This window comes from Aliiruegeria sabulilitoris (genome assembly GCF_001558155.1).
Classification (GTDB): Bacteria; Pseudomonadota; Alphaproteobacteria; order Rhodobacterales; family Rhodobacteraceae; genus Tropicimonas; species Tropicimonas sabulilitoris.
This window is the reverse complement of sequence record NZ_LOAS01000010.1, coordinates 120,756-146,456: the sequence shown is the minus strand read 5'-3', so window position 1 is coordinate 146,456 and position 25,701 is coordinate 120,756. Positions and strand designations below refer to the sequence as shown.

The 25,701-nt window shown below is 62.8% G+C and carries 21 protein-coding genes and 1 pseudogene; 14 read left to right on the top strand and 8 right to left on the bottom strand.

Annotation, left to right across the window (positions count from 1 at the left end):
* Positions 1–78: 78 nt before the first annotated feature.
* Positions 79–1,698, bottom strand: a complete 1,620-nt coding sequence (locus AX756_RS10670; RefSeq protein ID WP_068310907.1) for a GMC family oxidoreductase — start codon at positions 1,696–1,698, stop codon at positions 79–81.
* A 24-nt stretch (positions 1,699–1,722) separates the two neighbouring features.
* The gene (locus AX756_RS10665) at positions 1,723–2,457 is read right to left on the bottom strand and encodes an FCD domain-containing protein (RefSeq protein WP_068310904.1); all 735 of its coding nucleotides are present in this window, start codon (positions 2,455–2,457) and stop codon (positions 1,723–1,725) included.
* Between the two features lie 443 nt (positions 2,458–2,900).
* Between AX756_RS10665 and AX756_RS10660 the strand changes: the two genes are divergently transcribed.
* From AX756_RS10660 to aldA, 6 genes are read left to right on the top strand one after another with little or no spacing between them, the layout of a single operon-like run.
* Positions 2,901–3,875 carry an ABC transporter substrate-binding protein gene (locus AX756_RS10660; protein ID WP_068310902.1) on the top strand — a complete coding sequence of 325 codons (975 nt, stop codon included), beginning with the start codon at positions 2,901–2,903 and terminating at the stop codon, positions 3,873–3,875.
* A 58-nt stretch (positions 3,876–3,933) separates the two neighbouring features.
* A complete protein-coding gene (locus tag AX756_RS10655; protein ID WP_231701031.1) occupies positions 3,934–5,472 on the top strand; it encodes a sugar ABC transporter ATP-binding protein in 1,539 nt (512 codons plus the stop codon).
* Positions 5,469–6,485 (top strand): ABC transporter permease, encoded by a 1,017-nt coding sequence (locus AX756_RS10650; RefSeq protein WP_082739044.1) that lies wholly within the window; start codon positions 5,469–5,471, stop codon positions 6,483–6,485. The genes AX756_RS10655 and AX756_RS10650 overlap by 4 nt, the downstream gene beginning before the upstream one ends.
* 6 nt (positions 6,486–6,491) lie before the next feature.
* Positions 6,492–7,487, top strand: coding sequence for an ABC transporter permease (locus tag AX756_RS10645; protein WP_068310896.1), 996 nt, complete (start codon positions 6,492–6,494; stop codon positions 7,485–7,487).
* Between the two features lie 2 nt (positions 7,488–7,489).
* The gene (locus AX756_RS10640) at positions 7,490–8,587 is read left to right on the top strand and encodes a mandelate racemase/muconate lactonizing enzyme family protein (RefSeq protein ID WP_068310893.1); all 1,098 of its coding nucleotides are present in this window, start codon (positions 7,490–7,492) and stop codon (positions 8,585–8,587) included.
* Between the two features lie 14 nt (positions 8,588–8,601).
* On the top strand, positions 8,602–10,047 hold the full coding sequence (aldA, locus tag AX756_RS10635) for an aldehyde dehydrogenase (RefSeq protein WP_068310890.1): 1,446 nt from the start codon (positions 8,602–8,604) through the stop codon (positions 10,045–10,047).
* A gap of 68 nt (positions 10,048–10,115) precedes the next feature.
* Here the strand turns inward: aldA and AX756_RS26865 are convergent.
* The 4 genes and pseudogenes from AX756_RS26865 to AX756_RS10615 all read right to left on the bottom strand — a co-directional run.
* Positions 10,116–10,268, bottom strand: a pseudogene (locus tag AX756_RS26865) (IS5/IS1182 family transposase); the annotation flags it as partial.
* Between the two features lie 317 nt (positions 10,269–10,585).
* Positions 10,586–12,046 carry a type VI secretion system contractile sheath domain-containing protein gene (locus tag AX756_RS10625; RefSeq protein WP_068310885.1) on the bottom strand — a complete coding sequence of 487 codons (1,461 nt, stop codon included), beginning with the start codon at positions 12,044–12,046 and terminating at the stop codon, positions 10,586–10,588.
* Positions 12,047–12,370: 324 nt separating this feature from the next.
* Complete coding sequence (locus AX756_RS10620) at positions 12,371–13,303, bottom strand: NAD(P)-dependent oxidoreductase (protein WP_068310882.1); 933 nt, start codon at positions 13,301–13,303, stop codon at positions 12,371–12,373.
* Positions 13,304–13,416: 113 nt separating this feature from the next.
* Positions 13,417–14,637 carry a LysR family transcriptional regulator gene (locus AX756_RS10615; protein WP_068310879.1) on the bottom strand — a complete coding sequence of 407 codons (1,221 nt, stop codon included), beginning with the start codon at positions 14,635–14,637 and terminating at the stop codon, positions 13,417–13,419.
* 135 nt (positions 14,638–14,772) lie between these two features.
* Here AX756_RS10615 and AX756_RS10610 point away from each other — a divergent pair, with 135 nt between their 5' ends.
* The 3 genes from AX756_RS10610 (at position 14,773) to AX756_RS10600 (ending at position 17,331) form a co-directional block, all read left to right on the top strand.
* On the top strand, positions 14,773–15,504 hold the full coding sequence (locus AX756_RS10610; RefSeq protein WP_068310876.1) for a PIG-L deacetylase family protein: 732 nt from the start codon (positions 14,773–14,775) through the stop codon (positions 15,502–15,504).
* Positions 15,505–15,532: 28 nt separating this feature from the next.
* Positions 15,533–16,204, top strand: a complete 672-nt coding sequence (locus tag AX756_RS10605) for a 4-carboxy-4-hydroxy-2-oxoadipate aldolase/oxaloacetate decarboxylase (protein ID WP_068310873.1) — start codon at positions 15,533–15,535, stop codon at positions 16,202–16,204.
* A gap of 62 nt (positions 16,205–16,266) precedes the next feature.
* Positions 16,267–17,331, top strand: coding sequence for a 4-oxalomesaconate tautomerase (locus AX756_RS10600; RefSeq protein ID WP_199288095.1), 1,065 nt, complete (start codon positions 16,267–16,269; stop codon positions 17,329–17,331).
* 166 nt (positions 17,332–17,497) lie between these two features.
* Here the strand turns inward: AX756_RS10600 and AX756_RS25610 are convergent, their stop codons facing one another.
* Positions 17,498–18,406 carry a LysR family transcriptional regulator gene (locus AX756_RS25610; protein WP_068310871.1) on the bottom strand — a complete coding sequence of 303 codons (909 nt, stop codon included), beginning with the start codon at positions 18,404–18,406 and terminating at the stop codon, positions 17,498–17,500.
* A gap of 103 nt (positions 18,407–18,509) precedes the next feature.
* Between AX756_RS25610 and AX756_RS10590 the strand changes: the two genes are divergently transcribed.
* The 5 genes from AX756_RS10590 (at position 18,510) to AX756_RS10570 (ending at position 24,058) form a co-directional block, all read left to right on the top strand.
* Complete coding sequence (locus tag AX756_RS10590; RefSeq protein ID WP_068310869.1) at positions 18,510–19,430, top strand: amidohydrolase family protein; 921 nt, start codon at positions 18,510–18,512, stop codon at positions 19,428–19,430.
* Positions 19,427–21,358, top strand: a complete 1,932-nt coding sequence (locus tag AX756_RS10585) for a TRAP transporter permease (protein ID WP_068310867.1) — start codon at positions 19,427–19,429, stop codon at positions 21,356–21,358. The genes AX756_RS10590 and AX756_RS10585 overlap by 4 nt, the downstream gene beginning before the upstream one ends.
* Before the next feature lie 27 nt (positions 21,359–21,385).
* Positions 21,386–22,360, top strand: coding sequence for a TAXI family TRAP transporter solute-binding subunit (locus AX756_RS10580; RefSeq protein WP_163886969.1), 975 nt, complete (start codon positions 21,386–21,388; stop codon positions 22,358–22,360).
* A gap of 63 nt (positions 22,361–22,423) precedes the next feature.
* A complete protein-coding gene (locus tag AX756_RS10575) occupies positions 22,424–23,086 on the top strand; it encodes a dienelactone hydrolase family protein (protein ID WP_068310863.1) in 663 nt (220 codons plus the stop codon).
* Between the two features lie 252 nt (positions 23,087–23,338).
* Positions 23,339–24,058: a hydratase gene (locus AX756_RS10570; protein ID WP_068310860.1), complete on the top strand. Its 720-nt coding sequence runs from the start codon at positions 23,339–23,341 to the stop codon at positions 24,056–24,058.
* A 443-nt stretch (positions 24,059–24,501) separates the two neighbouring features.
* On the opposite strand, the gene nanR is transcribed toward AX756_RS10570, so the two are convergent.
* Positions 24,502–25,242, bottom strand: coding sequence for a transcriptional regulator NanR (gene nanR, locus AX756_RS10565; protein WP_068310858.1), 741 nt, complete (start codon positions 25,240–25,242; stop codon positions 24,502–24,504).
* Between the last annotated feature and the right edge of the window lie 459 nt (positions 25,243–25,701).

Here is a 25,701-nt window from a genome sequence, read left to right as displayed (position 1 = left end):
CAAACGCGCCAAACCTTCGCCGCGACCGCACCAGGATCGTCGCAATTTGAACATTGCGCAGAGCGCGGATGGATGTCGTCAGGTATTTCCGAGCATCATGTCCGCGCAGCGATCCGCGATCATCATCACCGGGGCCTGGGTGTTTCCGGCGGTGATATAGGGCGTCGCCGACATGTCGCAGACCCGCAGTCCCTCGATCCCACGCACCCGTAGCTGCGGGTCGAGCACGGCCATAGGGTCGTCATCATGACCCATCTTGGCGGAACAGCAGGGGTGATAGCCAGTCTTGGCGAAACGACGGCAATGCGCCGCAATCGCCTCGTCGGACTTCAGTGTCTCGGCACTCGGCAGCACCACTTCCTTGATCTTCGACTTCAACGGCTCTTGGTTTAGCACCTCGACGAAGAATTTCTGGCCCTCGATCATCATCGCCATGTCGTCTTCGTGGCTCAGCATGTTGGGGTTGACCAGCGGCATGTCCTTTGGATTGCTCGACGCCAGCCGTAGCCAGCCCTTGGACTTCGGCTGGATCACCGAGGTTGCCACGGTCACGCCGGGCTGGTCCTTCACCAGGTCCTGCGCGTCCTTGTCGATATAGACCATGTTAACGCAGAAGGTCTGGATCGTGGGGTCTGCATCGCGATCCACCGGGTTGACGAATGCGCCGCATTCGACGCCGGTGGAGCAGACGCGGCCCGTACCGAACAGCATGAACTGGATCCCGTTCAGGATCATCCGCCATCCTTCGCCCTGCTTGTAGTAGCCATGAGGGCCGTTGAAATAGGCCGTGATCGGAACTTCAGCGTGGTCAATCAGGCCTTCGCCGACGCCGGGCAGGTCATGCGCCACCTCGACACCGACCTCGCGGAGGTGATCGGCCGGGCCGATGCCGGAAAGCATCAGGATCTTCGGCGTTACAAGCGCGCCCGCGGTCACGACAACTTCGCCCTCGGCGCGGACTTCGTGGGGCTGGCCGGACTTGTCCACGTAGATCGCGCCGACGGCGCGCTTACCTTCCAGAACGATTTTCTGCACCGAGGATTGCAGCCGCACGGTGAGGTTCGGGTTGTCCTTGAGTGGTTCTATATGTGAGTAGGCCGCCGAGCAGCGCTTGCCGTTGCGATTCATGAACTGGTAATAGCCCGCGCCGCGCTGGCTCTCGCCACAGAAATCGCTGTTGAAGGGTTCGCCCATTGCCTGCACTGCCTGCACGAACCAGCGCGAGGCGGGCTCGATATGGCCCGGATCGGAGACCTTCAGCGGGCCGCCCACACCGTGATACCGGTTGAGAAGGCGGTTGTTGTCCTCCATGGCGGTGAAGACTGGCAGGCAGGTCTCGTAGTCCCAGGGCACGTAATCCTGCGAGCCCTGCAGCAACGAATCCCAATAGTCGTAGTCACCGGGGCGCCCGCGCATATAGACCTGTCCGTTCACCGTGGAGCCGCCACCTAGGACATTGCCCTGCGGAATGAAGGGCTGCCGGCCACCGAATTGGTCCTGGGGAACGGTCTGGTGGTGCACCATGTACTTGGAGCCGTTGATCAGCTTGAAAATGCCGGGCGGCATGTCCAGCAGCGGGTGGTGGTGCGAATGGCCGCCCTCCAGCAGCAATACGCTCTGACCGGCCTCCGCCAGGCGGGCCGCGACGACGCAACCGGCGGCACCGCCGCCAATGACGATGTGATCGAAGCTTTCCATTCTGTTTCTCCTCAAGGGCCGCTGCTATGACGCGCCAAATGTCTCCCGCACATACTCCCAGGCGGTGCTCAGATGGGTCGCCAGCGCTTCTTCGGCGGCGTCCGGGTCACGTTCCAGAATGGCTGTGTAGATCGCCACGTGGCTGGCGTAGTTCACTTCGTTGCGTTCCGGTGAGCGCAGCATCTGCCCCCAATGCGGCTTGAGCCACGAGCAGTAGGCAATGTGTATCGCTGGAAAGATCGGGTTGCGCGGGATGCCGTAAAGCACCCCGTGAAAGGCCATGTCGGTTTCGTAGAAGGTCTCCGAATCGGCAATGGCATTCTTGTTTCTTGCCAGCGCTTCCTTGAGTGCGGAGATGTCCTCACGGTTTGCCGAGACAGCCGCATCCCGAACCAACCCGCGTTCGACGAAGACACGGCTCGCGAAGAGCGATTCGATGCCGCCTTCCTGCTGCAGCATGAGCTGCACGATGGAGCCCACGGAGTTGAGTGCCGTGTCATAGCCGGGCTTGCGCACGACCGGACGAAAGCGCGGCCTGGCTTCCAGCAGGCCACGGCTGGCCAGCGTTGCCACGGCCTCGCGGATGACCGTGCGACTCGTGGAGAACTGCTCCATCAAGTCCCGCTCTGAAGGTAGGAGTGAGTCGTTTTCCAGCGTCCCCGAAAGGATTTGGCGCTGAATCTGGTCGACCACTACGTCCGAGGCGCGCCCCTCCGCTGGAACGGATTCGTCGGCATTCGAATGACTCAAATGGATCACCGTTTCTCGTCCTTGGTATGACAACAAGGCGGATAATATCCACCCAAATCCAGAATTTCAATTTCTTTCAACCCATTCCGGCCGGTTTTTAGCTGGTATTTGGTCGAGATGGTTACCCATGAAGAAATTTCTTGACGTATACATTTTATCCGGTAGCCTCACGAGAACATTTTGGTAGAACCAAGATGCGATAGTTGGGTAACCATGGCCGCAAGCTGAAGTCGGCCAAAGCGGCGACCAATGGCGATTTCGGGTTCGATGAGTGCCAGCGCATGAGGTTGGGTAATCGGATCCAGGAGTGGAGTTTGGCGTTCCGAAGGGGGCGTTGAAGTAATCATGAAGCCTTCAGGTGCTTCGTGGACGTGGGTGGCTTCGAAATCAGGGGCGACCCGTATTGGCGGCAGGGGAGGGACCATTGCCGCAAAACCAGTGGAGGAAAGTCTATGAAACGCAGAATTCTGATGGGGACGGCTATCGCCTTCGGCCTTGGTCTGACCACGATGTCGGCCATGGCGGAACCGCCCCCTCTTGCTCAAAAGGAACGCTACAAGGTTGGCTTCAGCCAGATGGAGAGCAACAACCCCTGGCGGATCGCCGAAACCAAGTCGTTCCATGACACGGCCGAGGCCTGCAACTGGGACCTGATCGCGACCGACGCGGCCGGTTCTGCCGCCAAGCAGGTTGCCGACGTGGATTCGATGATCGCGCAGGGCATCGACGTGCTCTTCCTGCCGCCGCGCGAAGAGAAGCCGCTTATCCCGGCCGTGATGAAGGCGCAGGCCGCCGGTATCCCGACCTTCCTTGTTGACCGCTCGGTTGACCCGAACGTCGCCAAGGCCGGCGAGCACTATGTGTCCTTCCTCGGCTCCGATTTTATCGACCAGGGCAAGCGCGTGGCCGAATGGGTCATCGAGAATTTCGAAGGCGACAAGGGCATCATCGTCGAGCTGGAAGGCACGACAGGTTCCTCGCCCGCGAATGACCGCAAGTCCGGCTTCGATGACAACATCCTCAAGGATGACCGTTTCGAGATCGTCGCTTCCCAGACCGGCGACTTCGCTCGTGACATGGGCCGCCAGGTCATGGAGACGCTGCTTCAGGCGCATCCGGATGTGAACATCGTCTATGCCCATAATGACGAGATGGCCATCGGTGCGATCCAGGCGCTGGAACTGGCCGGGCGCAAGCCGGGCGAAGACGTGCTTGTTGTCTCCATCGACGGTACCCGCGATGCGCTTCAGGCGATCATCGACGGCAAGATGGGCGTCACGGTCGAAAGCTCGCCTTTCTTCGGCCCGCTCGCTTGCGAGATCATGGGCAAATACGCCGCCGGCGAGAGCATTCCGCCCTGGGTCAAGGTCGAGGACCGGATCTTCACCAAGGACAACGCCGCCGATCATATCGACGAGGCCTATTAACCCCTCCCTGCCGGGGGCTGCCTTCGGGCGGCCCCTGTGCGTTCTTGGCGAAAGGCCCATGATGCAACCGCTCCTGAAAATGCAGGGCATCAACAAGTCCTTTGCGGGGGTCGCTGCCCTTACATCCGCAGAACTTGAGATCGCCCCCGGCGAAGTTCACGCCGTCATCGGCCAGAACGGCGCCGGTAAATCGACACTCATCAAGATCCTGACCGGCGTCTATCGCAGGGATTCCGGTGAGATTACCTTCGAGGACAAGACGTGGAATGCTACCTCGCCGCGCGAGGCACAGGATAACGGCATTGCCACGATCTACCAGGAGTTGAGCCTCGTGCCGCTCCGCTCGGTCACAGAGAATGTCATCATGGGCTACGAGCCGCGCACGCGGCTGGGCCTGATCGACTGGAAAGCGGCGCATCGGCGCACGCGCGAGATCCTCGCCGATTTCGGCATCCATATCGACGTGACCCAACCGCTCGGTACCTATTCCACCGCCGTTCAGCAACTTACCGCGATTGCGCGCGCGGTTTCGCTGGACTCGCGGCTTGTGATCATGGACGAGCCGACCTCCTCACTCGATGACAGCGAGGTCAAGACCCTGTTCGGCGTTGTGCGCGGGTTGAAGGACAAGGGAATTTCCGTAATCTATATCAGCCACTTCCTTGATGAGCTGTTCCATATCTGCGACCGCGCCACGATCATGCGCGACGGTCAGACCGTGGCTGTGCGCGAGATCGCGCAGACAACAAAGCTCGGGCTGATTGCCGACATGCTCGGCCGCGACCCCGAAGAGATTTCCGCCGCCGGCATGACCGATCTGGGCGGGGGAACACATGAGCGTGGCGAGTTGCTGCTGGAGGCCTCCAACCTGCATACCGACCGCAACCTGCGCGACGTCACGGTGTCCGTCCACAAGGGCGAGATCGTCGGGTTGGGCGGGCTGCTCGGCTCCGGCCGCACCGAGGCCGCGCGGGCGATCTTCGCCATGGACCGACTGCGCGGTGGCGTGGTCGCCACCCATTCCCACCCTGCCGGCTTCAGGGATCCGGCAGATGCGATCCGCAGCGGCATCGGTTTTCTGACCGAGGACCGCAAGGCGGAGGGAATCGTGCCCGAGATGTCGGTGCGCGAGAACATGACCCTCGCCTTGATGCCGAGACTGGTGCGCAATGGCGCGATCGACCGGGCACGCGAGGAAGAGATCGTTCATCACTTCGTCAAGGCGCTCGGGATCAAGCTGGCCAGTATCGAACAGCCGATCCGCGAACTCTCGGGCGGCAACCAGCAGAAGGTACTTCTTGCGCGCTGGCTGGCGCTGGAGCCGGACCTGTTGATCCTCGATGAGCCAACCCGCGGTGTGGACGTCGGCGCCAAGTTCGAGATCCAGTCTATTATCCGCGAATATGTCGAGAAGGGCGTTGGCGTTCTGTTGATCTCCTCGGAATTCGAGGAACTCGTGGAAGGCGCCGACCGGATCGTGGTGCTGCAAGACGGCAAGTCCGTCTCCGAGCTGCAAAACCCCGGCATCACCGAGGAAACCTTGATCGGCGCCATCGCGCAGTCCCATGACGAGCAGGGCAAGGACGCCGCCGCATGACCGACATCACCCAAACCCCTCCGGGTCCGCGCCCGGGCCAAAGCAGGAACACCGCCATGCCCGGCCTCGACACAAGGATGCTCAGCAAATACGGGGGCCTCATCGCACTGGTGGTGCTGCTCCTGATCAATATCGCCATCACGCCGAACTTCCTGCAATTGCAGACGCTCTTTGTGAATATCTCGCAGGTGGCGACCATTGCCATCGTCGCCGTCGGCATGACGCTGGTCATCGCCACCGCCGGTATCGACCTCTCGGTCGGCGCCGTGATGGCCGTGGCGGGCGCGTTGGCGCCGCTGATTTTCCTCAGCGATTTCGCACAGGCCTATCCAGGGCTCGGGCTGGCCGCCTCGATCATCGTGCCGATACTCGTGGCGCTGCTTTGCGGCCTCTTCAACGGGGCGCTCGTGGCCTATCTCGGCGTGCAGCCGATCATCGCCACGCTGATCTTCTTCATCTCCGGGCGCGGCATCGCGCAGGTGCTGACGAACGGCAACCTGCAGACCTTCACACATCCCGGCTTTTCCTATCTAGGCACCGGCAAGATCCTCGGCCTGCCTTTCCAGGGCTGGCTCGTGCTCGTGATCGCCATCATCTTCTTCTACATCGTCAACCGTACGCTGTTCGGCCGCCGTATCCTCGCGGTGGGCGGCAACGAGAAGGCCGCGAAGCTGACCGGAACCCCGGTGCGCCGCGTGAAGACGGGCGTCTACGTGATCTCAGCGGGGCTGTCCGGTATCGCCGGGCTCATCGTTGTCGCCATCAACTCGGCCTCCGACGCGGCCCGCATCGGCAACCTGATGGAACTGGACGCCATCGCGAGCGCCGTGGTCGGTGGCACGCTGCTGATGGGCGGCAAGGCGCCGATCTTCGGGGCCGTGCTTGGCGCCGTCATCATCCAGCTCGTCAAATATACGCTGCTCGCCAATGGCGTCGCCGACGAGGTCGCGCTGATCGCCAAGGCCGGGATCATCGTGCTGGCTGTCTATGTGCAGCAAGGCCGGAAGGAGTAACCCCAGATGCTCGACCAGAACACATTCGACCTGCGCCGCTATATCCAGGGCAACGGTCAGTCCATGGGCGTGTGGCTTGCGCTGATCGTCATGATCGCCTTCGGAGCGATGCGCTACGAGAACTTCGCCGGCGCCTACAACATCTCCTCCTTCCTCAACTACAACTCGATGTTCATCGCCATCGCGCTTGGCATGTGCTTCGTCATCATGACCGGAGGGATCGACCTCTCGGTCGGCTCCGTGGTGGCCTTCACCAGCGTTTGCGTGGCCTACCTGTCGCCCTATGGCATCCAGGTGGCACTTCCGGGCGGAATCCTCGCCGGCATGGCCATCGGCAGCATCAACGCCTTCTTCGTCATCGCCATGCGAATCCCCCCCTTCATTGCCACGCTGGCCACCATGCTCGGCGCCAAAGGCGGCGCGCTGGTGATCTCGGGGCGGCAGACCATCTCGGTCGACTGGGGATCGAACTTCACCAAATTCGGCATGAACAATGTAGGCGGGCTACTGCCCTGGTCGATCATCGTTGTGGCGATCCTCGCCGTGGCACTCTGGATCGTGCTGGAGAAAACCTCCATCGGGCGCACTGTCGAAGCCATCGGCGGTGGCGAGGACGCGACCAAGATGATGGGCCTGCCCGTCAACCGCGCCAAGGCATTCGTCTACATTCTTTCCGGAGGCTGTGCAGGCCTCGCCGGCGTGATACTGGCCTCTGGCTTCGGAGCCGGTCAGCCGCTGGAAGGCGTGGGATGGGAGCTCTCGGCCATCGCTTCGGTGGTTGTCGGTGGCACGCTGCTGACCGGTGGGCTGGGCTCGGTGCCGGCGACCGTCGCGGGAGCGCTGCTGCTCGGCCTCGTCTTCAACATCCTGAACTTCGAGAACGGACGCGGTGTCATCTCCTTCTCTGCCTATTGGCAGATGGTGATCCGGGGCCTCTTCCTCTTCGTCGTTATCCTCCTGCAATCGCGCGTCTCCCGCGCGGGATCAAAACAGGGAGCCTGAACATGGCAAAAATCATCTCTCTCAAGGCACAGCATTTCGCGGTGCCTCTCGATGAAGTGCTGACCGATGCCAAGCACGGCGACCATTCCCATTTCGAACTGATCACCGTCACCATCGGCTTCGACGACGGCAGCGAGGGGACGGGCTACACCTATACCGGCGGCAAGGGCGGTTGGTCGATCCTGGCGATGATCGAGCATGACCTGAAGCCCTTCCTTCTGGGCAGGGACGGCACCGAGGTCGAGGCGCTCTACGAGGCGATGCAATGGCACGTCCATTACGTCGCCCGTGGCGGCATCGCCTCCTTCGCCATCTCGGCCTGCGACGGCGCGCTGTGGGATGCGCGCTGCAAGCGGGCGGGCAAGCCGCTCTGGCAGATGGCGGGCGGGGCATCGAACCGATGCAACTGCTACTTTGGCGGCATCGACCTGAACTTCCCTCTGCCCAAGCTGCTCGACTCGATCCGTGGCTACCTCGCCAAAGGCGCCAACGGGATCAAGATCAAGATTGGGCAGCCCACATTGGCCGAAGACGTGGAGCGCATCGCCGCGGTGCGCGATCTGATCGGGCCGGATGCTGCTTTCATGGTCGATGCGAACTATTCCATGAGCGTCGAACAGGCCATCGAGGCGGCGAAGGCCTTCAGGCCCTATGATCTGCTCTGGTTCGAGGAGCCGACGATCCCCGACGACTACGCCGGCTACGGCCGCATCGTCGAGGAGACCGGTTTCCCGCTCGCCATGGGCGAGAACCTGCACACGATCCACGAGTTCGAATACGCTTTCGAACAGGCCCGCCTCTCCTTCATCCAGCCCGACGCGTCCAATTGCGGCGGCATCACCGGCTGGCTCCAGGTGGCGGAGCTTTCCCGCAAACACGGCATTCCTGTCTGCTCGCACGGCATGCAGGAGTTGCACATTTCGCTGGTTTCGGCGCAGCCCAATGGCGGCTGGGTCGAACTGCATTCCTTCCCGATCGATCGCTACACGACGCGCCCCGTCGTGCTCGAGGACGGCCTCGGTGTCGCCCCGAACGCACCCGGTATCGGCGTGACCTTCGACTGGGACAAACTGAACGCCGCCGCGGACATGGCGGCCTGAAGAGATCTGGTCCAATGGAATTCAGAAACAACGTGAACTTCATCAACGGCGCGTTCGTCGAGGCACCGACAGATGAGGTCATCAAGGTCCTAAACCCGGCCACTGGAGAGGTGATCGGTCAGATCCCGGCCTCGCCGATCAGCGAAGCGGAGAAAGCCCTTCTTGCTGCCAAGGCCGCACAGAAGGATTGGGCGGCAACGCCTGCCCGCGAGCGGCAGGCCATTCTGCGCAGGTTCGCGCAGGGCATTCGGGACAGGCTTGAGGAACTGTCCAGGATGGTAACGCTGGAACAGGGCAAGATCCTCGACCTTGCGCGGATCGACGTCGGTGCAGCCGCAAGCTTCATCGATTACGCCTGCGACAATGCCATGACCATCGAGGGCGATATCCTCCCCTCCGACAGCCGCGACGAGAAGATCTATATCCACAAGGTTCCGCGCGGCGTGGTCGTCGGCATCACCGCCTGGAATTTCCCCGTGGCGCTTGCCGGGCGCAAGATCGGCCCGGCGCTGATCACTGGCAACACGATGGTCCTCAAGCCGACCCAGGAAACGCCGCTCACGACAACAGTTCTGGGCGAGATCGCAAACGCAGCCGGCATTCCGCCCGGCGTCCTCAATATCATCAACGGCAAGGGCTCGGTGATCGGGAACTACCTGTGCGAAAGCCCGCTGACCGCGATGGTCACCATGACCGGCTCCACCTTCGCCGGAAAACAGATCTATCAGGCGGCCGGGAAACATATGATTCCGGTTATGCTGGAACTCGGTGGCAAGGCGCCCTTCGTGGTCATGGATGACGCAGATCTGGAAAAGGCGGCCGACATCCTGATCGGGGCGCGTTTCACAAATTGCGGCCAGGTCTGCACCTGTGCCGAGCGGGTCTATCTGCACGAGGCGATTGCAGAGGAGTTCATGGCGCTCTTCCTGCCCAAGGTCGCAGCGCTCAAGATCGGCGATCCGCTCGATCCCGAAACCACCCTCAGCCCCAAGGTCAATGCCGCGGAAATCGAGAATATCGACAAGATCGTCAAAGAAAGCATTGAGCAGGGGGGCGAATTGCTCACGGGCGGCAAACGCGCGACTGTCGAGGGGTTCGAGAAGGGTTTCTGGTACGAGCCGACCGTTCTGAAGACGCGTCACGAGAATGTGGCGGTCGAAGAGGAGACCTTTGGGCCCATCCTGCCTGTCGTCACGTTCAAGACGCTGGACGAGGCCATCAGCTACGCGTCGGACAGCATCTACGGGCTGGCGGCCTATTTCTACTCCCGCGATCACGCGAACATCCAGAAATTCATCAACGAGATGGAAGCAGGAGAGCTCTACGTCAATCGCGCCATGGGCGAACAGCATCAGGGTTTCCACAACGGCTGGAAGCAGTCCGGCATGGGAGGCGAAGACGGCAAGTTTGGTCTGGAGCAATATCTTGAGAAGAAGACCGTCTATCTCTACGAGAAATGATCAACACCGGAAGATCCGTCGCCGAGGCGGTGACGGAGGGAAGGGGACTCCACGAGGGTCAGGACGCATAGCCAGAAAGCGATGGTTGCCGCGAGGGTGATCGCCGACAGGAAGGCCTTCGGGCGCCTGTTGTAGCGAGTTGCCACGCGGCGGATGTCCATGGTCCAGCGGAACATGATCTCGTGACGGTTGCGTCGTTTGGTTCAGCGCTTGTCGTGCTTCACGGAGAGTGTGCGCGGATACTGTTGTTTTCAAGCGAGTCTATGAGGAAATCAGCGTCACGGCCGCGATTTCCGAGAAGCCATTGGATCTCTGGCAGACGGCCCACCAATGCCCGTGCGCCGAGCAATCGCGGGAAGGGTCGTCCGCGACCAGATGGCCTGACAACCAGATTCTCGCATTCTCAAAAACGCTTTTACCACGAGGCTTTGCGGATCTGGATTTCAGCGGTCTGCGGCTGGCGGCGCGACCCGCGCCTGAACCAACCATCGAGATTTGCGAAGTGACGCCTGTTCCCCGTTTGATGCGGCAAGGTCGGTCAGCCGCCAAATGGCCCCACTTGCCCGTCTTCACCCGAAATCGTCTGCACACCTGGCAGCCGCACGAGGTTCTGGCTCCGATTGGCCACCAGAGGTACCAGTCCCGTGGCCTTGATCCGCTCCACCGCGCGCTCCGGCAAGAGCACCTCCGCGCAGGGCAGAAGCCGTGTTCCTTCGACCGCCTCGTAATAGACCATCGGCAAGTCGCCCAAGTCGAGATTGCCGCGCAGCCATGCGTCCCATCCTTCCTGACGGTAGGCCTGTGCGATCAGCACCGCGCCAATCACCGATGCCGCGCCCCACAGCAACGCCTCCGGCTCTTCCCCGGGCCGCTCCAGTTCCTCGAAGGTGAACCCTTCGACCGGGTCGAATTTCTTTCCATAGGGCGAGCGCAACAGGAAGCCCGGGCCGAAGCCGCAGATCCGGCCCCCAACCGCGCTTTCCCGCAAGGCCGTCCAGCCAACCGAAGGGGCAATCTCCTGCCCGGTAGCGTCCGCCAGTGCCGCCCAGTTCTGCGCCCCCAAGGCCTCCGGCCCGACAGGGGCCAGCACAACGCCCCCCGTCCGCCCGGCGATCGCGCCCAGTGTCCCCAGCAGCCGCATATCCTCCATCTCGCCGCGAAACGGAATATCGCTCACGATCAGCGAGAAGGGTGTTCCTTCGCGCTCCACGACCAGCCGTCGGTCCAGAACCGAACCTTCAAGCGCCCCTTCGCCCAGCGACGTCAGCAACTCCTCCCGCGTCACGTTCCACAGATGGAGGGAAAGCTCTTCATCCGTCTCCACCTGCGAGACCAGGAAATCGAGCCCGCGCCATGCGGCCTCCAGCGCCTGAAAATCCGGATCATGCAGGATCCCCCGCATCTGGGCTGCCAGCGCCGCGTCCACCGCGGCCACATATTGCTCCGCGCGCGGGTCTTCCTCCGCGACTACATGCGCTGCCACTGCGTCCCGGATCAGACCGGTCAGGAAGCTCTTCTGCGGCGTCGCGGGCGCAGCCGCAGCCTCTGCGGGCTTGCCCAACAGGCGCGCAAATGTGTCGCTGTCGCTTTCCGGAGCCGCCGCTGCCTCGCACGTTTCCGGCGCTTCCTGCAACAGGGCCCGAACCTCCGCCGCCGCTTCCTCGAAGCTCCCCGACATCCGCAACCGCCGCCGCAGATCCTTCAGCTTCTGAAAAGCCGGCAGGCTGCGCGCAATCTCGTCTGGCCGGAAATCCTCCACCTCGCGCGGCGCGATCTCCTCCTCGCCCAGCGAGAACACCGGCCGTTCCCGCTCGAACAGATCCTCGAACGTATCGATATCCAGAGGCAGGATCGGACGCGTCTCCAGAGGTATATCCTGCGACCGCGTCCCCGGGCCCAGGTCCAGCATCACAAGGATGCGCAGGGGTTGCCCCTCCACCCGTCGCGCGGACGGGTCCACCTTGCCGAAATCCATCGAGAATTGAAGCGGATTGGACATCGTGATCCTCCCTGACCGATGATCTGCCTCGATGGTACAGCCCGCGTCCGACGGATCGAAGGAAATTCGTTCATCCGGGTTGTGCGCGGGAATGGTGCCACATGCCGTCGATCTCGTTGTCAAAGCGCAGGCACGCCGCACTGCCAAATGACCGCCAATGCCGGTGCCGACCATGGCCAGGCCGACCGGTCAGCCGGTCCAGGGGGAAGGCGCATGTTCTTCTCCGTTTGCAGCTGTTGGAAGGGCCGACCAAAGGGCCGGCCCTATCCTGCTTCGGTGAGTGGTAATCAGTTGCCCGGGGAGAACGCCGGCAGCTTGTCGGTGTCACGCTCTCGAGCGGCGGCGCGCGGAGGTCCGGGTGAGCGCGTCAAGAACAAGGTCGGCCCGCTCCCCCATGTCTTCCGGGCCGGGCTGCAACGCCTGTTCTCCGATCTGCTGCTGCCAATTGGCGATGGCCTGGGCCATGCGGCCGGGTAGCCCCAGCCGCTCGACCATGGTGCAGGCTTCGCGCATTTCTGCCGCGCGCCGGCGGCCATGTACCATCATCCGCTCGAGGTTGCGCTGCATCGTGGCGGCCCAGTCCATGCCCGGATGGCTCTCGTTCAACGTGTCAATGACGCGCTCCTCGACGCCCAGCGTCCGCCCGGCGAGCAGGCATTCGGCGGTAAGCGCCTCCATGCCCTTGATCATGATCGAGCGGACGAGCTTGACAGCGGCTGCATCACCGACCGTCACGCCGAGCGCCTTTGCCTGCATGTCCAGTCGGTCCATCATTTCCACGGCGTGTTCGACGTGGGGGCCGCTTGCCAGCACCGGTGTTTGGTGACGCCGCGGGTGGACAGGCGCCATGACGGCGACATCAAGGTAGTGCACGCCAGCGGCGTCGAACTGCTCTGCCGACGCCTGCTTGGTCTGCGGCGCGCAGGAATTACAGTCGAAATAGAAATCCCCGGGGCGAAGGCCGGGTAGAGCGCTTCGCGCAGCCTGCTCCGCCTGGTCGGCGGTCACGAAGGAGAAGACCACATCCACTTCAGCGACGGCTTCGGGCGCCGACTTGGCGCAAGTCACGCCCTGCCGCTCACAGGCGGCCAGGATCTCCTTGCGTTGCGGGCCTGCGCTGTCCGTTTTGATATCGAAAGCGGTCAACGTCAGGGGGACGCTGCCTTGCCAACCGCTCACGAACGCGCGCGCGGCTTCGCCGAAGCCGATCAGCGCGACGGCGAGCGGGGGGCTCTGGCGGTTGTCGGGGGCGGGCATGGTTCGCGTCCTGGTTCGGTTCCGGTTCGGGGTGCATATTCGATACCATCGCCGTTGAAGAGAACGGAAATTGATTGCTCATAAAATGTATTCGATATTGGTATATGTGCTGGCTAATCGACACGTTTGTGCGCCGCCTCTGTAAGCAAATCCAGTAGCAGGGACTGGGTGGCCGTGGGCTGCCAGTGCTTGCGAGTCGAGAGGCCGATCGTTCGGCTGGCCGCGTTAAGTTCGACGTTCAGTTGACTCAGAAGGCCTTGCTCCATTTCCAGCCGAACTTGGTGTGGCGACAGAATTGTCAGCCGGTCGCTGCCCATCAGCAGCCCACGCAGGACGATCTGGGACGAGGTTTCCACGATCCGCCTCGGCGCCTCGATGCCGGCCTGGAAAAACAGGGAATCGAACAGGACCCGGGTCGGAACACCTTCTGGCGGCGTCACCCAGGCATAGGCGGCCAGGTCTCGGATGGTGACGGTCTCTTGCTCCGAAAGCGGGTGGCCGCTGCGCGCGAGGATCGCCAGTGCATCGTCGAAAAGTGGCGCTTGTTCCACATCGTCAGCCGGAACCGGATCGCGCAGGGCGCCGACCAGCAGGTCGAGCTGGCCATGGCGTAATCCGTGCAGAAGATCCGCATAGGGGCCATCGACCACCCGGACCCGAACATCCGGACGCAAGTGGGTTAATTCATTGATTGCCATTGGTAAAACATGGGATCGGGCGAGCGGCATCGTGCCAATGACCACTTCGGCGCTGTCATGGCCCAACCAAGCGTTGATCTCGTCGATCCCCTGTTTCAGCTCCGCATATGCCAATCGTGCCGAGAGCGCGAGCGCCTGTGCGGCCGGAGTCAACGCGATCCCCTGGGCGGTTTTCTCGTAGAACGTTACGCCCGAAAGCCGTTCCACGTCCCGCGCGGTCCGATAGAGCGCGGGCTGGGCAATGCCGACCCGCCGCGCGGCCCAGGAGAAGTTTCCCGCGTCCTCGACAGCCAGTAGAGCCCGTAATTGGGCGCTGGTCAGAAGGTGGTCGAAATGCTGGAAACCGCCCGATCTCTTGCGGCCACCCGCCCGGCTGCAACGCTCCGCGCCCTTCTGGAGGTGGTCCTGTACCCGTGCAACGCGGTCGTGAAAACGTGCGCCCGGCTCGGTGAGGAATATGCCGCCACGGCTGCGAACGAAGAGCGAGACACTCAGCGTCTTTTCGAGTTTGGCCAGCGCCTGGGTGACTGCGGGCTGCGACAGGTGAACCTCTGAAGCCGCCGCCGAAATGCTGCCCGCGCGCGCGGTTTCGTGGAAGGCGCGCAGATGGCGGAGATTGATTTTGTGTATGTTCATTGCAGCGTGTCCGGGAAGGCCTTGTCCGTCTATACCTGAAAATTATACGACTTCCACTGGTTTGAAATGGTTATGTGGCGGGCGCGCGTTCTATGAAAAGTCTCAGAAAACAGGAATGCTCCCCGGAGGACCAAGATGAGTAGCCCCAAGACCGCACTGGTGATTTCCGCCCACGCAGCCGATTTCGTCTGGCGCTGTGGTGGCGCAATCGCGCTGCACCAGAAGCTCGGCTACGAGGTGACTGTTGCCTGCCTGTCCTATGGCGAGCGCGGCGAGAGCGCGCGGCTGTGGAAGGAAGGGAAGACGCTCGACGAGGTGAAGGCGATCCGCCGCAAGGAAGCGGAAAATGCCGCCGTTGCGCTCGACGTGCATGACATCCAGTTTCTCGACCTCGGCGACTACCCGCTGGACCTTGGCGAGGAAGCCCAGGCGCGCGTGGTGGATATCATCCGCGCCGTGCAGCCGCGTTTCATGCTGAGCCATTCGCAATACGACCCCTACAACACCGATCACATGCGCACGACGGAGTTCGTGCTGACCTGCCGCATGATCGCACAGGCCTGGGGTCACAACCCGGGAGAGAAGGTGCTTGGCGCGCCGCAGCTCTACCTGTTCGAGCCGCACCAGACCGAGCAGATGGGCTGGAAGCCGGACACCTTCCTCGACATCACCGACGTCTGGGACAAGAAACGCGCCGCCATCGAATGCATGGAGGGCCAGCATCACCTGTGGGATTTCTACACCAACGTGGCCGAGAACCGTGGCAACCATTTCCGCCGTAACTCCGGCGGACAGGCCGGCGGACGCGCGGCGAGATATGCCGAAGGTTTCCAGTCGGTCTTTCCGCGCACCGTGGACGAGCTTTGAGCGGGTCGCAGGCAGGAGGAGAACCAGAATGAATGTTGTCGTCCAGACTATCGACCGCGCCGATCAGGCCATCATTGACGGGCTTGCCGCGCTTGGCGTCTCTACCGTGCACGAGGCGCAGGGGCGCAAGGGGCTTTTGGCCGATTACATGCGCCCGATCTATTCCGGCGCCCGGATCGCCGGATCGGCGGTGACGATCTCGGCGCCGCCCTGCGACAACTGGATGGTCCATGTCGCCATCGAACAGATCCAGGCGGGCGACATCCTGTTGCTGGCCCCGACCTCGCCCTCCAATGCCGGCTATTTCGGAGACCTGCTGGCGACTTCTGCCATGGCACGGGGCTGCCGCGGGCTGGTGATCAACGCGGGCGTGCGCGATGTTCGCGAGCTGAAGGAGATGGGCTTTCCGGTCTGGTCCAAGGCGATCTTCGCCCAAGGCACGGTCAAGGAAACGCTCGGATCGGTCAATGTGCCGGTTGTCTGCGCGGGGGCGTTGGTGAACCCGGGCGACGTGGTTATCGCCGATGATGACGGTGTCTGCGTCGTGCGCCGCGGAGAGGCCGCTCAAGTGCTGGAGCAAGCGCGCGCGCGGGAGGCAAACGAGGCAGTCAAGCGCAAACGGTTCGAAGCCGGCGAGCTTGGGCTCGATATTTACAAGATGCGTGAGCGGCTGGCCGCGGAGGGTTTGAAATATGTCTGACGGCGGATTGGGAGCGCTGCTCCCGAACCCCCGGAGGTATTTCCATCAGGATAAGGGAGTGCATGCAGGTGGCTGACGGCATTCGATGCATGTGGATGCGGGGTGGCACGTCGAAGGGCGGCTATTTTCTTGGCGCCGATCTGCCTGGCGACAGGGATGAGCGGGACAGGTTGTTGCTCGCAATCATGGGGTCCCCCGATCCCCGCCAGATCGACGGCATGGGCGGGGCAGATCCGCTGACATCCAAGGTGGCCGTGGTTGCGCCGTCAGAGCGCGAAGGTGTGGATGTCGACTACCTCTTCCTGCAGGTCTTCGTGGACCGGCCCATCGTGACGGATGCGCAGAATTGCGGCAACATCCTCGCCGGCGTCGGCCCCTTTGCAATCGAACGCGGGCTGGTCGCGGCGCGGGACGGCGAGACGCCGGTGACGATCTACATGGAAAACACCGGGCAGGTTGCCGTCGCCCGGGTGTGTACGCCGGGCGGCCGCGTCGATTACGCGGGCGATGCTTCCATCGATGGCGTGCCGGGAAGCGCTGCTGCCGTTCCGCTGGAGTTCAAGGATACGGCCGGTTCGAGCTGTGGTGCGTTGCTGCCCACCGGCAATGTCGTGGACATGGTCGAGGGCGTCGAGGTCACGTTGATCGACAATGGCATGCCCTGCGTGGTGCTGCGGGCGTCGGATATGGGCATCAGCGGGACGGAGGCGCCGGAAGAGCTGGAGGCCAACAGCGCGCTGACCGCCCGGTTGGAGCGCATTCGGCTGGCTTGCGGGCCGTTGATGAACCTCGGGGACGTCTCCGAGAAATCCGTTCCGAAGATGACCATGGTCAGCACGCCCCGGCAGGGGGGCGCGATTTCCACGCGAACCTTCATTCCACATCGCTGTCACAAGACGATCGGGGTGCTGGGTGCCGTGAGCGTCGCAACTGCCTGCCTGATCGAAGGATCTCCGGCTTATGCGCTTGCGCAGCGCGGCACGGGCAAGGAACGGGCGCTGGCCATCGAACATCCGACCGGCGAGATGACTGTCGTGGCAGAGCTGGATGCGCAAGGCGCCGTCAAGAGCGCCGCCATCCTGCGCACGGCCCGAAAGCTGATGGACGGGGTCGCCTTTTCCCGTTGAATGGCCCGCCCACGCGACGGGCAGAGCCGATGAACAGGGCCGATTTCCGGATGACGCTGTCGGGGCAGGACGAGACCAGCGCCTGTCTGCGGGCCTGGGACCATTACGAGTTCCACTCCCACGGTAGGCCGCCTGTTGGGTAAAGCCGTGTGGACGCGCCCGGCGTTCAGGGTTGCGCGCAGGCAAGCAGGATCTGCTGGCGCAGCCAGGCATGCGGTTCGTCCGCGTCGAAACGCTTGTGCCATATCAGTTGGTTTGCGATTGGTGCGACCTCAAGCGGTACCGGAACGATCACGAGGTCGAAACGGCGGGCGAAGTATTCCGCCGTTCGATGGGTAAATACCCCGACGAGGTTCGATTGCTGCAACAATTCCGGTACGATGGTGAAGCTGGTCATCGTGGCGGCGATGGCGCGTTGCAGCCCGTGGCGCGCAAGGATCGTGTCGAAAACGGCCCGGCGGCCGCCGGACGAGCTGACCACGAGATGAGGATAATCCAGAACCTCCTGCAGTTCCGGCCGGGGGCCGTGCGCGAGCAACGGGTGGGCCGCACGGCACAGGCATACGAACTTGTCCTCGAAGGCGAATTGCTGGCTCACGTACCCCGGCACATTGTCGAACCAGCCGATCGCCACGTCGATCTCCTCCTGCTCGATCATCCGGATCGCGTAGGCCCGGTCCGTGGCCCGGAGCGTCACCGAAATGCCGGGCGCGATCTTGCGCATGTTTTCCAGAAGCGGCAGGAAGACCGGCAGGCTGAACCGGTCTGGCGCGCCCAGCATGAAACGCGCTTCGGCGGTGGTCGGATCGAAACGACGCTCGCGTTCGACGCAGCCGGTGGATAGCCGGATGATCTCGGCAACTTGTGGTGCAAGCTCCTGTGCGCGCGGTGTCGGTCTCAGCCCCTCGGGCGTACGCACCAGAAGCGGGTCGTCGAAATGATCGCGCAGACGCTTGAGGGAATTCGAGATTGCCGATTGCGTCCGCCCCAGGCGTTCGCCCGTTCGGGTGACATTTCGTTCTTCGAGCAAGGTGTGAAGCACAACAAGGAGATTCAGATCGAAGGTCCGCAGCATGGCAACCTCAACATCACACAGAATGATTTTCAAGATTTCTACTATCAATTTTGAAAATGTGAAAGCACCGGGTAGCCTCGCCGGCAAATGAGAGGACAACAAGATGACCCAGCCTGCAAAGGTCTCGGGCGAAGGCATCTCTGCCGCCGCCTACCTGCCGTATCATTCCGCTCCCTCGGTGCCGTCCTTCGACGTGCCGAAGGGGGCGGTCGATGCGCATTGCCACGTTTTCGGGCCGTCCGCGCGGTTCCCCTTCGCACCGGAGCGTAAATACACACCCATCGATGCGGCGGCCGAAACGCTCTTCACCCTGCGCGATCACCTTGGCTTTTCCCGCAACGTGATCGTGCAGGCCACCTGCCATGGCCGGGACAACAGCGCCATGCTGGATGCCATCGCGCGCTCCGGCGGTGCGGCGCGTGGGGTCGCGGTGGTCGGAGAGGAGATCACCGAGGCCGAGCTGGACGCCCTCCATGCGGGCGGGGTGCGCGGGGTGCGCTTCAACTTCCTCAAGCGGCTGGTCGGAAACGCGCCGAAGGATGCCTACCAGCGGATCGCGGCCCGGCTGGCCGATCGCGGTTGGCACATCGTCGTCTATTTCGAAATGGCCGAACTTGACGACCTCAGACCTTTCCTTCTGTCGCTCCCCGGTACCATCGTCGTCGACCACATGGGGCGCCCGGAGGTGCCCGAGGGCATCGACAGCCCGGCCTTCCAGGGCTTCCTGCGGCTTCTGGAAGACAATGAGCAGTTCTGGGTCAAGGCGACCTGTCCGGAGCGCCTCACACAGGCCGGGCCGCCCTATGACGATGTGATTCCCTTCGGGCGGGCGCTTGTCGCTGGTTTCCCTGACCGGGTGCTCTGGGGCACTGACTGGCCGCACCCCAACATGCGCTCGCATATGCCCGACGACGGTGCGCTGGTTGACGTGATCCTGCGCATCGCGCCGACGGAAGTGCTGCAACGCAAATTGCTGATCGACAACCCGATGCGACTCTACTGGCCCGAAGAGGTAACCCCATGACAGAGGCGGCAACCAGCAGGACGCCGGTGCAATGGATCATTGCCGGGCTCGCCACTACTATGGTGCTGGCATGCATCCTGTGGAACGTCGAGGCGCATACGCGCCTTGGCTTCGCGATCCTGCGCCAGCAATACATGGCGCTCCAGCTTGGTCTCGCGCTCACCATCGCCTTTCTGCAATACGGGCCGGAGGGCAAGGTGAAGGACCGAGTGGGCTGGCTCGATGGCCTCATCGCCGTCACCGCCTTTCTCGTGCTGCTCTATGCGGCCTGGGATTTCGCCTGGTTGCTCAAGGAGCAGGCCTACCGTCCCTGGCAGATCACCCTGATCGGCGCGGTGGTCACCGTGGCGGTGATGGAAGGCATTCGACGCCGTGCCGGCTGGATGCTGTTCTCCATCGTGGCGGTCTTCCTTGTCTACGCGCTCTTTGCCGACAAAGTGCCCGGAAAGCTGATCGGCAAGGAACTGACCCCCGAGCGCCTCGTGCAATATGTCGGCTTCGACCCTTCGGCGGTCTTTTCCTCGCCGCTTGCCGTCGGCACGATCATCGTGCTGCTCTTCGTCTTCTTCGGCCAGTTGCTGTTTGCCGCCGGTGGCGGGGCTTTCCTGACCGATCTCGCCATGGCAATGACCGGCCGCTCGCGCGGCGGCAGCGCCAAGGTCTCGATCGTCGGCTCGGCGCTTTTCGGGTCGATCTCCGGCAGTGCCGTTTCCAACGTTGCCACGACCGGCGTCATCACCATCCCGCTGATGAAACGCGGCGGCTATTCGGACGAGGATGCCGGCGGTATCGAGGCCGTCGCTTCCACCGGTGGCCAGTTGACTCCGCCGATCATGGGCGCGGCCGCCTTCCTGATGGCCGAGTTTCTCGAAATTCCCTACGTCACCGTGGCGAGCGCCGCGCTGATCCCTGCCATCCTCTATTATCTCGGCGTCTTCCTGCAGGTGGACCTGATCGCGCAGCGCGATGGCATCCACAACGTCGAGGCCGAGAAGCTGCAAACGCGGCAGGTGCTGGCCGATGGCTGGCATTTCCTGCTGCCCTTCGCGATCCTGCTCTTTGCTCTGTTCGGGCTTCGAATGGATCCCGAGGATTCGGCCCTGCTTGCTTCCCTTGCCATCGTCGCCGCCGGTTTCCTGCGCGGCTATCGCGGCGAGAAGCTGACGCTGGCGGGCTTCGGCGAGGTCTTTGTGAATACCGGCCGGTCGATGGTGGATCTGATCCTCGTTGTCGCCGCCGCGGGTTTCGTCATCGGTGTGCTGAACGTGACCGGGCTTGGCTTCGCGCTGACGCTGCTGCTGGTCGATTCCGTCGGCTCCAACATCGTGCTCCTGCTCGCGATCTCGGCGGTGATCTGCATCATCCTCGGCATGGGGATGCCCACCTCGGGGGTCTATGTGTTGCTGGCAGCGCTGGTCGCGCCCTCGCTGGTCGAGGCCGGCGTGCAGCCGATCGCGGCGCATCTCTTCATCCTCTATTTTGGCATGATGTCGATGATCACCCCGCCAGTGGCGCTTGCGGCTTTCGCGGCGGCGGCGATCACCGGTGCCGGCGCGCTGGCGACCGGTGTGGCGGCCATGCGCATCGGCTGGGCCGCCTTCATCCTGCCATTCGCTTTCGTCGCCACCCCGGCACTACTGCTGGAGGGCAGTCTCGCGGCCAGCCTGCTTGCCGCCACGCTGACAGCCATCGGCATTGCCGCCGTCACCGCAGGGATCGTGGGGTACTGGGGCAGGCGGTTGAACAGTGTGATGCGACTGATCGCGGTCGTGCTGGGCTTTCTGACATTGCCACTGGGCTTTATCGGCCTGCCGGACGTGCTTCACGCCGTCGTCGGAGCCGCGACCGCGGCACTTGGCTTTGCGCTGATCTACTTCGCTTCGACGTCCGCCGACGCGCCATTGCGGCAGAGCCGGCGGGCCGACTGACCAATGCTTTCACTCAGGGAGGAAATCGTGAAACATCTCAAATCCATCGCCTGCGGCACCCTTGCCGCCATGGCTGTCGCCGCCGGAGCGGCCGACGCCCAGGTCGTAACCATCGCCACCGGCGCTCAGGGCTCGCTGGCCTACAGTTCTGGTCAGGCCGTTGCACGGGTGGCAAATGACGTCGGTATCACCGCGCGCACGCAGCCGCTGGTCGGCTACCTGCCGCTGATCAACGCGGGCGAGGTCGATTTCGGTTTCTCCAACGGGGTGGAGGCGGCTTTCGCCTATACCGGCACTGGCAACTACGACCGCGAAAACCCGAACATGCGCCTCGCTGGCGTCATGTTCCCGCTTACCACCGGGCTGATGGCGCCCTGCGATCTCGGGCTGAAGACCGCTGCCGATCTGGCTGCGAAGGCGTCGGAACTGCGGATCGCGTCGGAATACACCTCTTCGACGATCATCCCCTTTTACATTCAGGGCGGGCTCGCGAATGCGGGCGTGAGCTATGATGATTTCAAGAAGGTCCCGGTGGCGAGCTTCGTGGACGGCATCAACGCGCTCGGTGACGGGCTGGTGGACGTTGCACTTGTCAGCCTGAATGCAGGTGCCGGCCAGCAAGCGGCGGTCCAGCTCAAGGGGCGCGGCGGGCTATGTTATATTTCTCAGGATGAGTCCGACGAAGGCGTCGCCGCCTTCAAGGGGCAACTTGCCTCCGGCTGGCTGGTGCCGTTCAAGCAGAATCCCAACATCAACGGTCTGCAGGAGCATGGCGCCACGATCATGCGCATTCCGTGGGTGCTTCTGACCAATGCCGACGTCGACGACGATCTCGTCTACAAGCTGGTCAAGAGCGTGGCCGAGGGAAAGGAGGCGCTGACGGACGCCTTCGGCCTGTTCCGGCTGGCCGATGCGCAGAAAATGGCCCCGGCAAGCGAGGTCCCCTATCACCCCGGCGCCCTGCGCTATTTCGAGGAAGCCGGCATTCCCGTCGGCGAATGATCTCACGGGCACGCGCCGGGGCTTCCCGGCGCGTGTGTCTTTGAAACAAAGGAATTCGGGCACATGATGACAGAGCTCAAGGCCTCGGACGGCCACGCACTCGACTGCTGGATGGAACCGGCGCAAGGCGACCGCAAGGGCGGAATCGTGATCCTTCAGGAGATCTTCGGCGTCACCGATCAACTCAAGGGGGTCGCGGCCCGCTACGCCGCGCTTGGCTACGACGTCGCCATTCCCGCGCTTTTCGACCGGTTCGAGAAGGGGGCGGTCATTCCCTTCAGCGAGGGGCCCCGTGGACGCGACATGATGCTGGCATCGGAGCTCGAAACGACGATGCTGGACGTGGATGCCGCGGTTCAGGCGCTGAAAGCCAATGGCGGCAAGGTCGGTGTGATCGGCTTCTGCTGGGGCGGCGGGCTGGCCATTCGTGCCGCCCAGATCCTCGATATCGCTGCGGCGGTTGCCTTCTACGGCACCCGGCTGCCCCAGTACCAGATTGCTCCGCTCAGGGCCCCGGTTCAGGGCCATTATGGCCGCAAGGACAGCCATGTTCCCGCCGAGATGCTCGACGCCGCACAGGCGTATTTCCCGGACATGGAAGTGTTCACCTATGACGACGCCGGTCATGCCTTCGCCAACGATGCCCGCCCCGCGGATTATGTGGAGCAGGCGGCCGAAACGGCACATCGGCGTGCGGCGGAGTTCCTGAGCGCCCAGCTGACTTAACGGAGCTGACGCCCAACGCGCGGATCTGCGAAGTCCCGACTTGAGAGCCGGGCACAATCGCGGCCGATGTGGGTCAGACCGAGCACGTCCCCAGAAACAGCGCGCCCAGGCTCGTGGAACGTTGCGCGAAGCCAGGGCCGCATCTGCTTGGCCGCGGCATTTTCGTTTGCAGCCTGATTGCCGTTCGATCCGGATTGTATCTGCTCCTTGGCAGAATTATCCCCCGAGGCCAAAGGTCTATGGAGCAAGGACATGACGAAGGTTGACACCATTTCGACGGCACTGATCGCAGCCCACCAGACCGGCCAGCGTGCGGATGCCAGCAAGCTTCCGGTGCCGGACTATGACGAGGCGCTGGATATCCAGCGGCATGTTCAGGCGGAGCTTGGGCCGGTCAGCGGGTTCAAGGTGATCGAACGCCCCGATACGCGCCCGTTCCTGGGCCCCATTGCCGTCGCGTCGACCGTGCCTACCGGCGGGAGCGTGACGGTGAAGGATCAGATCGGGATCGAGCTGGAGATCGGGTTCGAACTGATCGCCGAGCCCGCCGATGACATGACGAGCGACCCGAAGGCCTTTTTCCGGCCGCGTCTGGTGATCGAACTGGTGGACACGCGACTGGATCGCGCCGACGATCTGGCGATGTTGAAACTGGCCGACATGCAGCTCAACGCGGGCCTTGTCGTCGGTCCGGAGCTGACTGACTGGGATGGCCGGGATTTCGGCGCGACCACCGCATTCCTGCGTTGTGGTGATGAGCAGATCCTTGACGGCGAGACCACCGTGCCGGGCGGATCGGCATTGTCCAACCTGGCGCTGTTCTGTGCCAATATCGGCGGGCATCTCGGCGGCCTTCAAAAGGGTCAGATCGTGATCACGGGCTCGCTGACGGGCTGCGACTTCTTCCCCGGCGGCATCGACGTCATTGGCCGGGTCGAAGGATTTGGCAAAATCTCCGTACATCTGGTGTGACGGAGGACTGGGCGCTTCCACGCGCCCGGATGGCTCCGAACTTCCCTGAAAGAGCCACAAAAACCGGATGCAGCCTCGATGGGGTCCGTTTCATCGGTCCTGCGGGGCTGTGTCCAGCAAGGCCCTGATTATCGGCAGCTTGTTCAACCCCCGGAGGCGAGGATCGATGCCGGTCTGCTGCGAAGTGCGCCCGGGACCAAGCTCGGCGGGGGATAATCAACCGACGAGCTGGAGCGTATGGCGCAGTATTACCTTGATCGTTATGCCATCACGGACGCACCCTCGCCCCGTCTACATACAACCACACCCGTCCGCATCAGGCGTTCGGAATGCGCCTACCTGTGCCGGGAACTCTACTGAGAAGTGGCCAATCGAAATGGGGCAGGACACATGTTCGAGCAGACCGACGGGGCCTGTGCTGACGCGGTTCCTTTGTCGCGCGTTCAATTCGCGGTGGCAGCTGAAATGTAGAGCGGGTCGGAACGGCTGAGGTGGTCGCGCATCATCCGGATGGCGCCTTCCCGGTCCCGCTGACCAAGAAGATCGGCGATCTTCTCATGCTCCTGCAGCGTGGTATTCTCGCGGCCCTCCCAATGCAGGACGGGTTGGTAATACTCGAGCAGCCAAGTCAGCATCGCCCGCGTCACGCTCACCAGCAGCGGGTTTGTCGTGATCTCCGCGATCCGGACGTGAAAGGCGATATCGGCCTGGATAAAGGCTTTTTCGTCGCCAAGCAGGCCACGCTGCTCTTCGATCAGGTTCCGCAAATCCCGCACGTCCTCGGCCCCGCAGATTTCAGCGGCGAGACGAACGGTTCCCGCCTCAAGGATCTTGCGAAGCTGCTTGAGGTGGTCGACATTCGACGGCTCGGCCGACAACAGAAGCTTGGCGATCTCGTCGACCTGGCCGAGCGCCGTCGTGGCGTTCAACTCGTTCACACGGCTGCGTTCGCCATGGGTAATGGAGATCAGCCCCTTGTTGGCGAGCGTCTGCAGCGCCTCGCGAACCGCTGGACGTCCGACGCCGAACAGCTCCATGAGCGCACGTTCGGAGGGCATCGCATCGCCCGGCGCAAGTTCGCCCGACTTTATCATGCGCCAGAGGCGGTCAAACACCTGGTCGGACAGCTTCTGCCGCTGGATCGGCTCGACCGGTGTCTTGGAAAAAGGAGTGTCCTGGGGCATGGGGCGACCATTTTGTTTCTCCCTAGGGCTTACTTGAGCACTATTGGTATGACAAGGTGATGACCTGCATTTGGGGCCTGCTTTGGGGTAAACGTACCCGTTTTGTGGCTTCTGCGGACATTTTGGCCTGGATCTTCTTCACCGGAACGCTGAAGCGGGAGGTGGCGGGCGTAAAGACGGTTTCTGTGCAGAGCGTCAAACCTGTTGACATACCGACTCGAAAACTGCACTAGGCACCTCTGACATTCTCTGCCGCGTGAGCAGAATGCAGTCTCCCCGAGCGGATGACGCAGAATGTCCACTTTTCCCAGGTTCCCAGATCACGCGGGGGTCCGACGCGGTGAAAACCGTCGAGGCAATGCGGCCTCGTGGTCATGTCATCGCGCAACCCGACTGCACCCGCCACTTCGATGCGAAGGGCGGCAGCTCTTTTTGGCACGGCCAAAGGCCGGCGCCGCG

Coding starts and splice junctions, on each gene's coding strand:
- AX756_RS10645 (WP_068310896.1), top strand. CDS start 6,492: ATGCTCGACCAGAACACATTCGACCTGCGCCGCTATATCCAGGGCAAC.
- AX756_RS10655 (WP_231701031.1), top strand. CDS start 3,934: ATGATGCAACCGCTCCTGAAAATGCAGGGCATCAACAAGTCCTTTGCG.
- nanR (WP_068310858.1), bottom strand. CDS start 25,242: ATGCCCCAGGACACTCCTTTTTCCAAGACACCGGTCGAGCCGATCCAG.
- AX756_RS10600 (WP_199288095.1), top strand. CDS start 16,267: ATGCAGGTGGCTGACGGCATTCGATGCATGTGGATGCGGGGTGGCACG.
- AX756_RS10575 (WP_068310863.1), top strand. CDS start 22,424: ATGATGACAGAGCTCAAGGCCTCGGACGGCCACGCACTCGACTGCTGG.
- AX756_RS10590 (WP_068310869.1), top strand. CDS start 18,510: ATGACCCAGCCTGCAAAGGTCTCGGGCGAAGGCATCTCTGCCGCCGCC.
- AX756_RS10620 (WP_068310882.1), bottom strand. CDS start 13,303: ATGCCCGCCCCCGACAACCGCCAGAGCCCCCCGCTCGCCGTCGCGCTG.
- AX756_RS10670 (WP_068310907.1), bottom strand. CDS start 1,698: ATGGAAAGCTTCGATCACATCGTCATTGGCGGCGGTGCCGCCGGTTGC.
- AX756_RS10615 (WP_068310879.1), bottom strand. CDS start 14,637: ATGAACATACACAAAATCAATCTCCGCCATCTGCGCGCCTTCCACGAA.
- AX756_RS10570 (WP_068310860.1), top strand. CDS start 23,339: ATGACGAAGGTTGACACCATTTCGACGGCACTGATCGCAGCCCACCAG.
- AX756_RS10610 (WP_068310876.1), top strand. CDS start 14,773: ATGAGTAGCCCCAAGACCGCACTGGTGATTTCCGCCCACGCAGCCGAT.
- AX756_RS10660 (WP_068310902.1), top strand. CDS start 2,901: ATGAAACGCAGAATTCTGATGGGGACGGCTATCGCCTTCGGCCTTGGT.
- AX756_RS25610 (WP_068310871.1), bottom strand. CDS start 18,406: ATGCTGCGGACCTTCGATCTGAATCTCCTTGTTGTGCTTCACACCTTG.
- AX756_RS10650 (WP_082739044.1), top strand. CDS start 5,469: ATGACCGACATCACCCAAACCCCTCCGGGTCCGCGCCCGGGCCAAAGC.
- AX756_RS10640 (WP_068310893.1), top strand. CDS start 7,490: ATGGCAAAAATCATCTCTCTCAAGGCACAGCATTTCGCGGTGCCTCTC.
- AX756_RS10625 (WP_068310885.1), bottom strand. CDS start 12,046: ATGTCCAATCCGCTTCAATTCTCGATGGATTTCGGCAAGGTGGACCCG.
- AX756_RS10585 (WP_068310867.1), top strand. CDS start 19,427: ATGACAGAGGCGGCAACCAGCAGGACGCCGGTGCAATGGATCATTGCC.
- AX756_RS10605 (WP_068310873.1), top strand. CDS start 15,533: ATGAATGTTGTCGTCCAGACTATCGACCGCGCCGATCAGGCCATCATT.
- aldA (WP_068310890.1), top strand. CDS start 8,602: ATGGAATTCAGAAACAACGTGAACTTCATCAACGGCGCGTTCGTCGAG.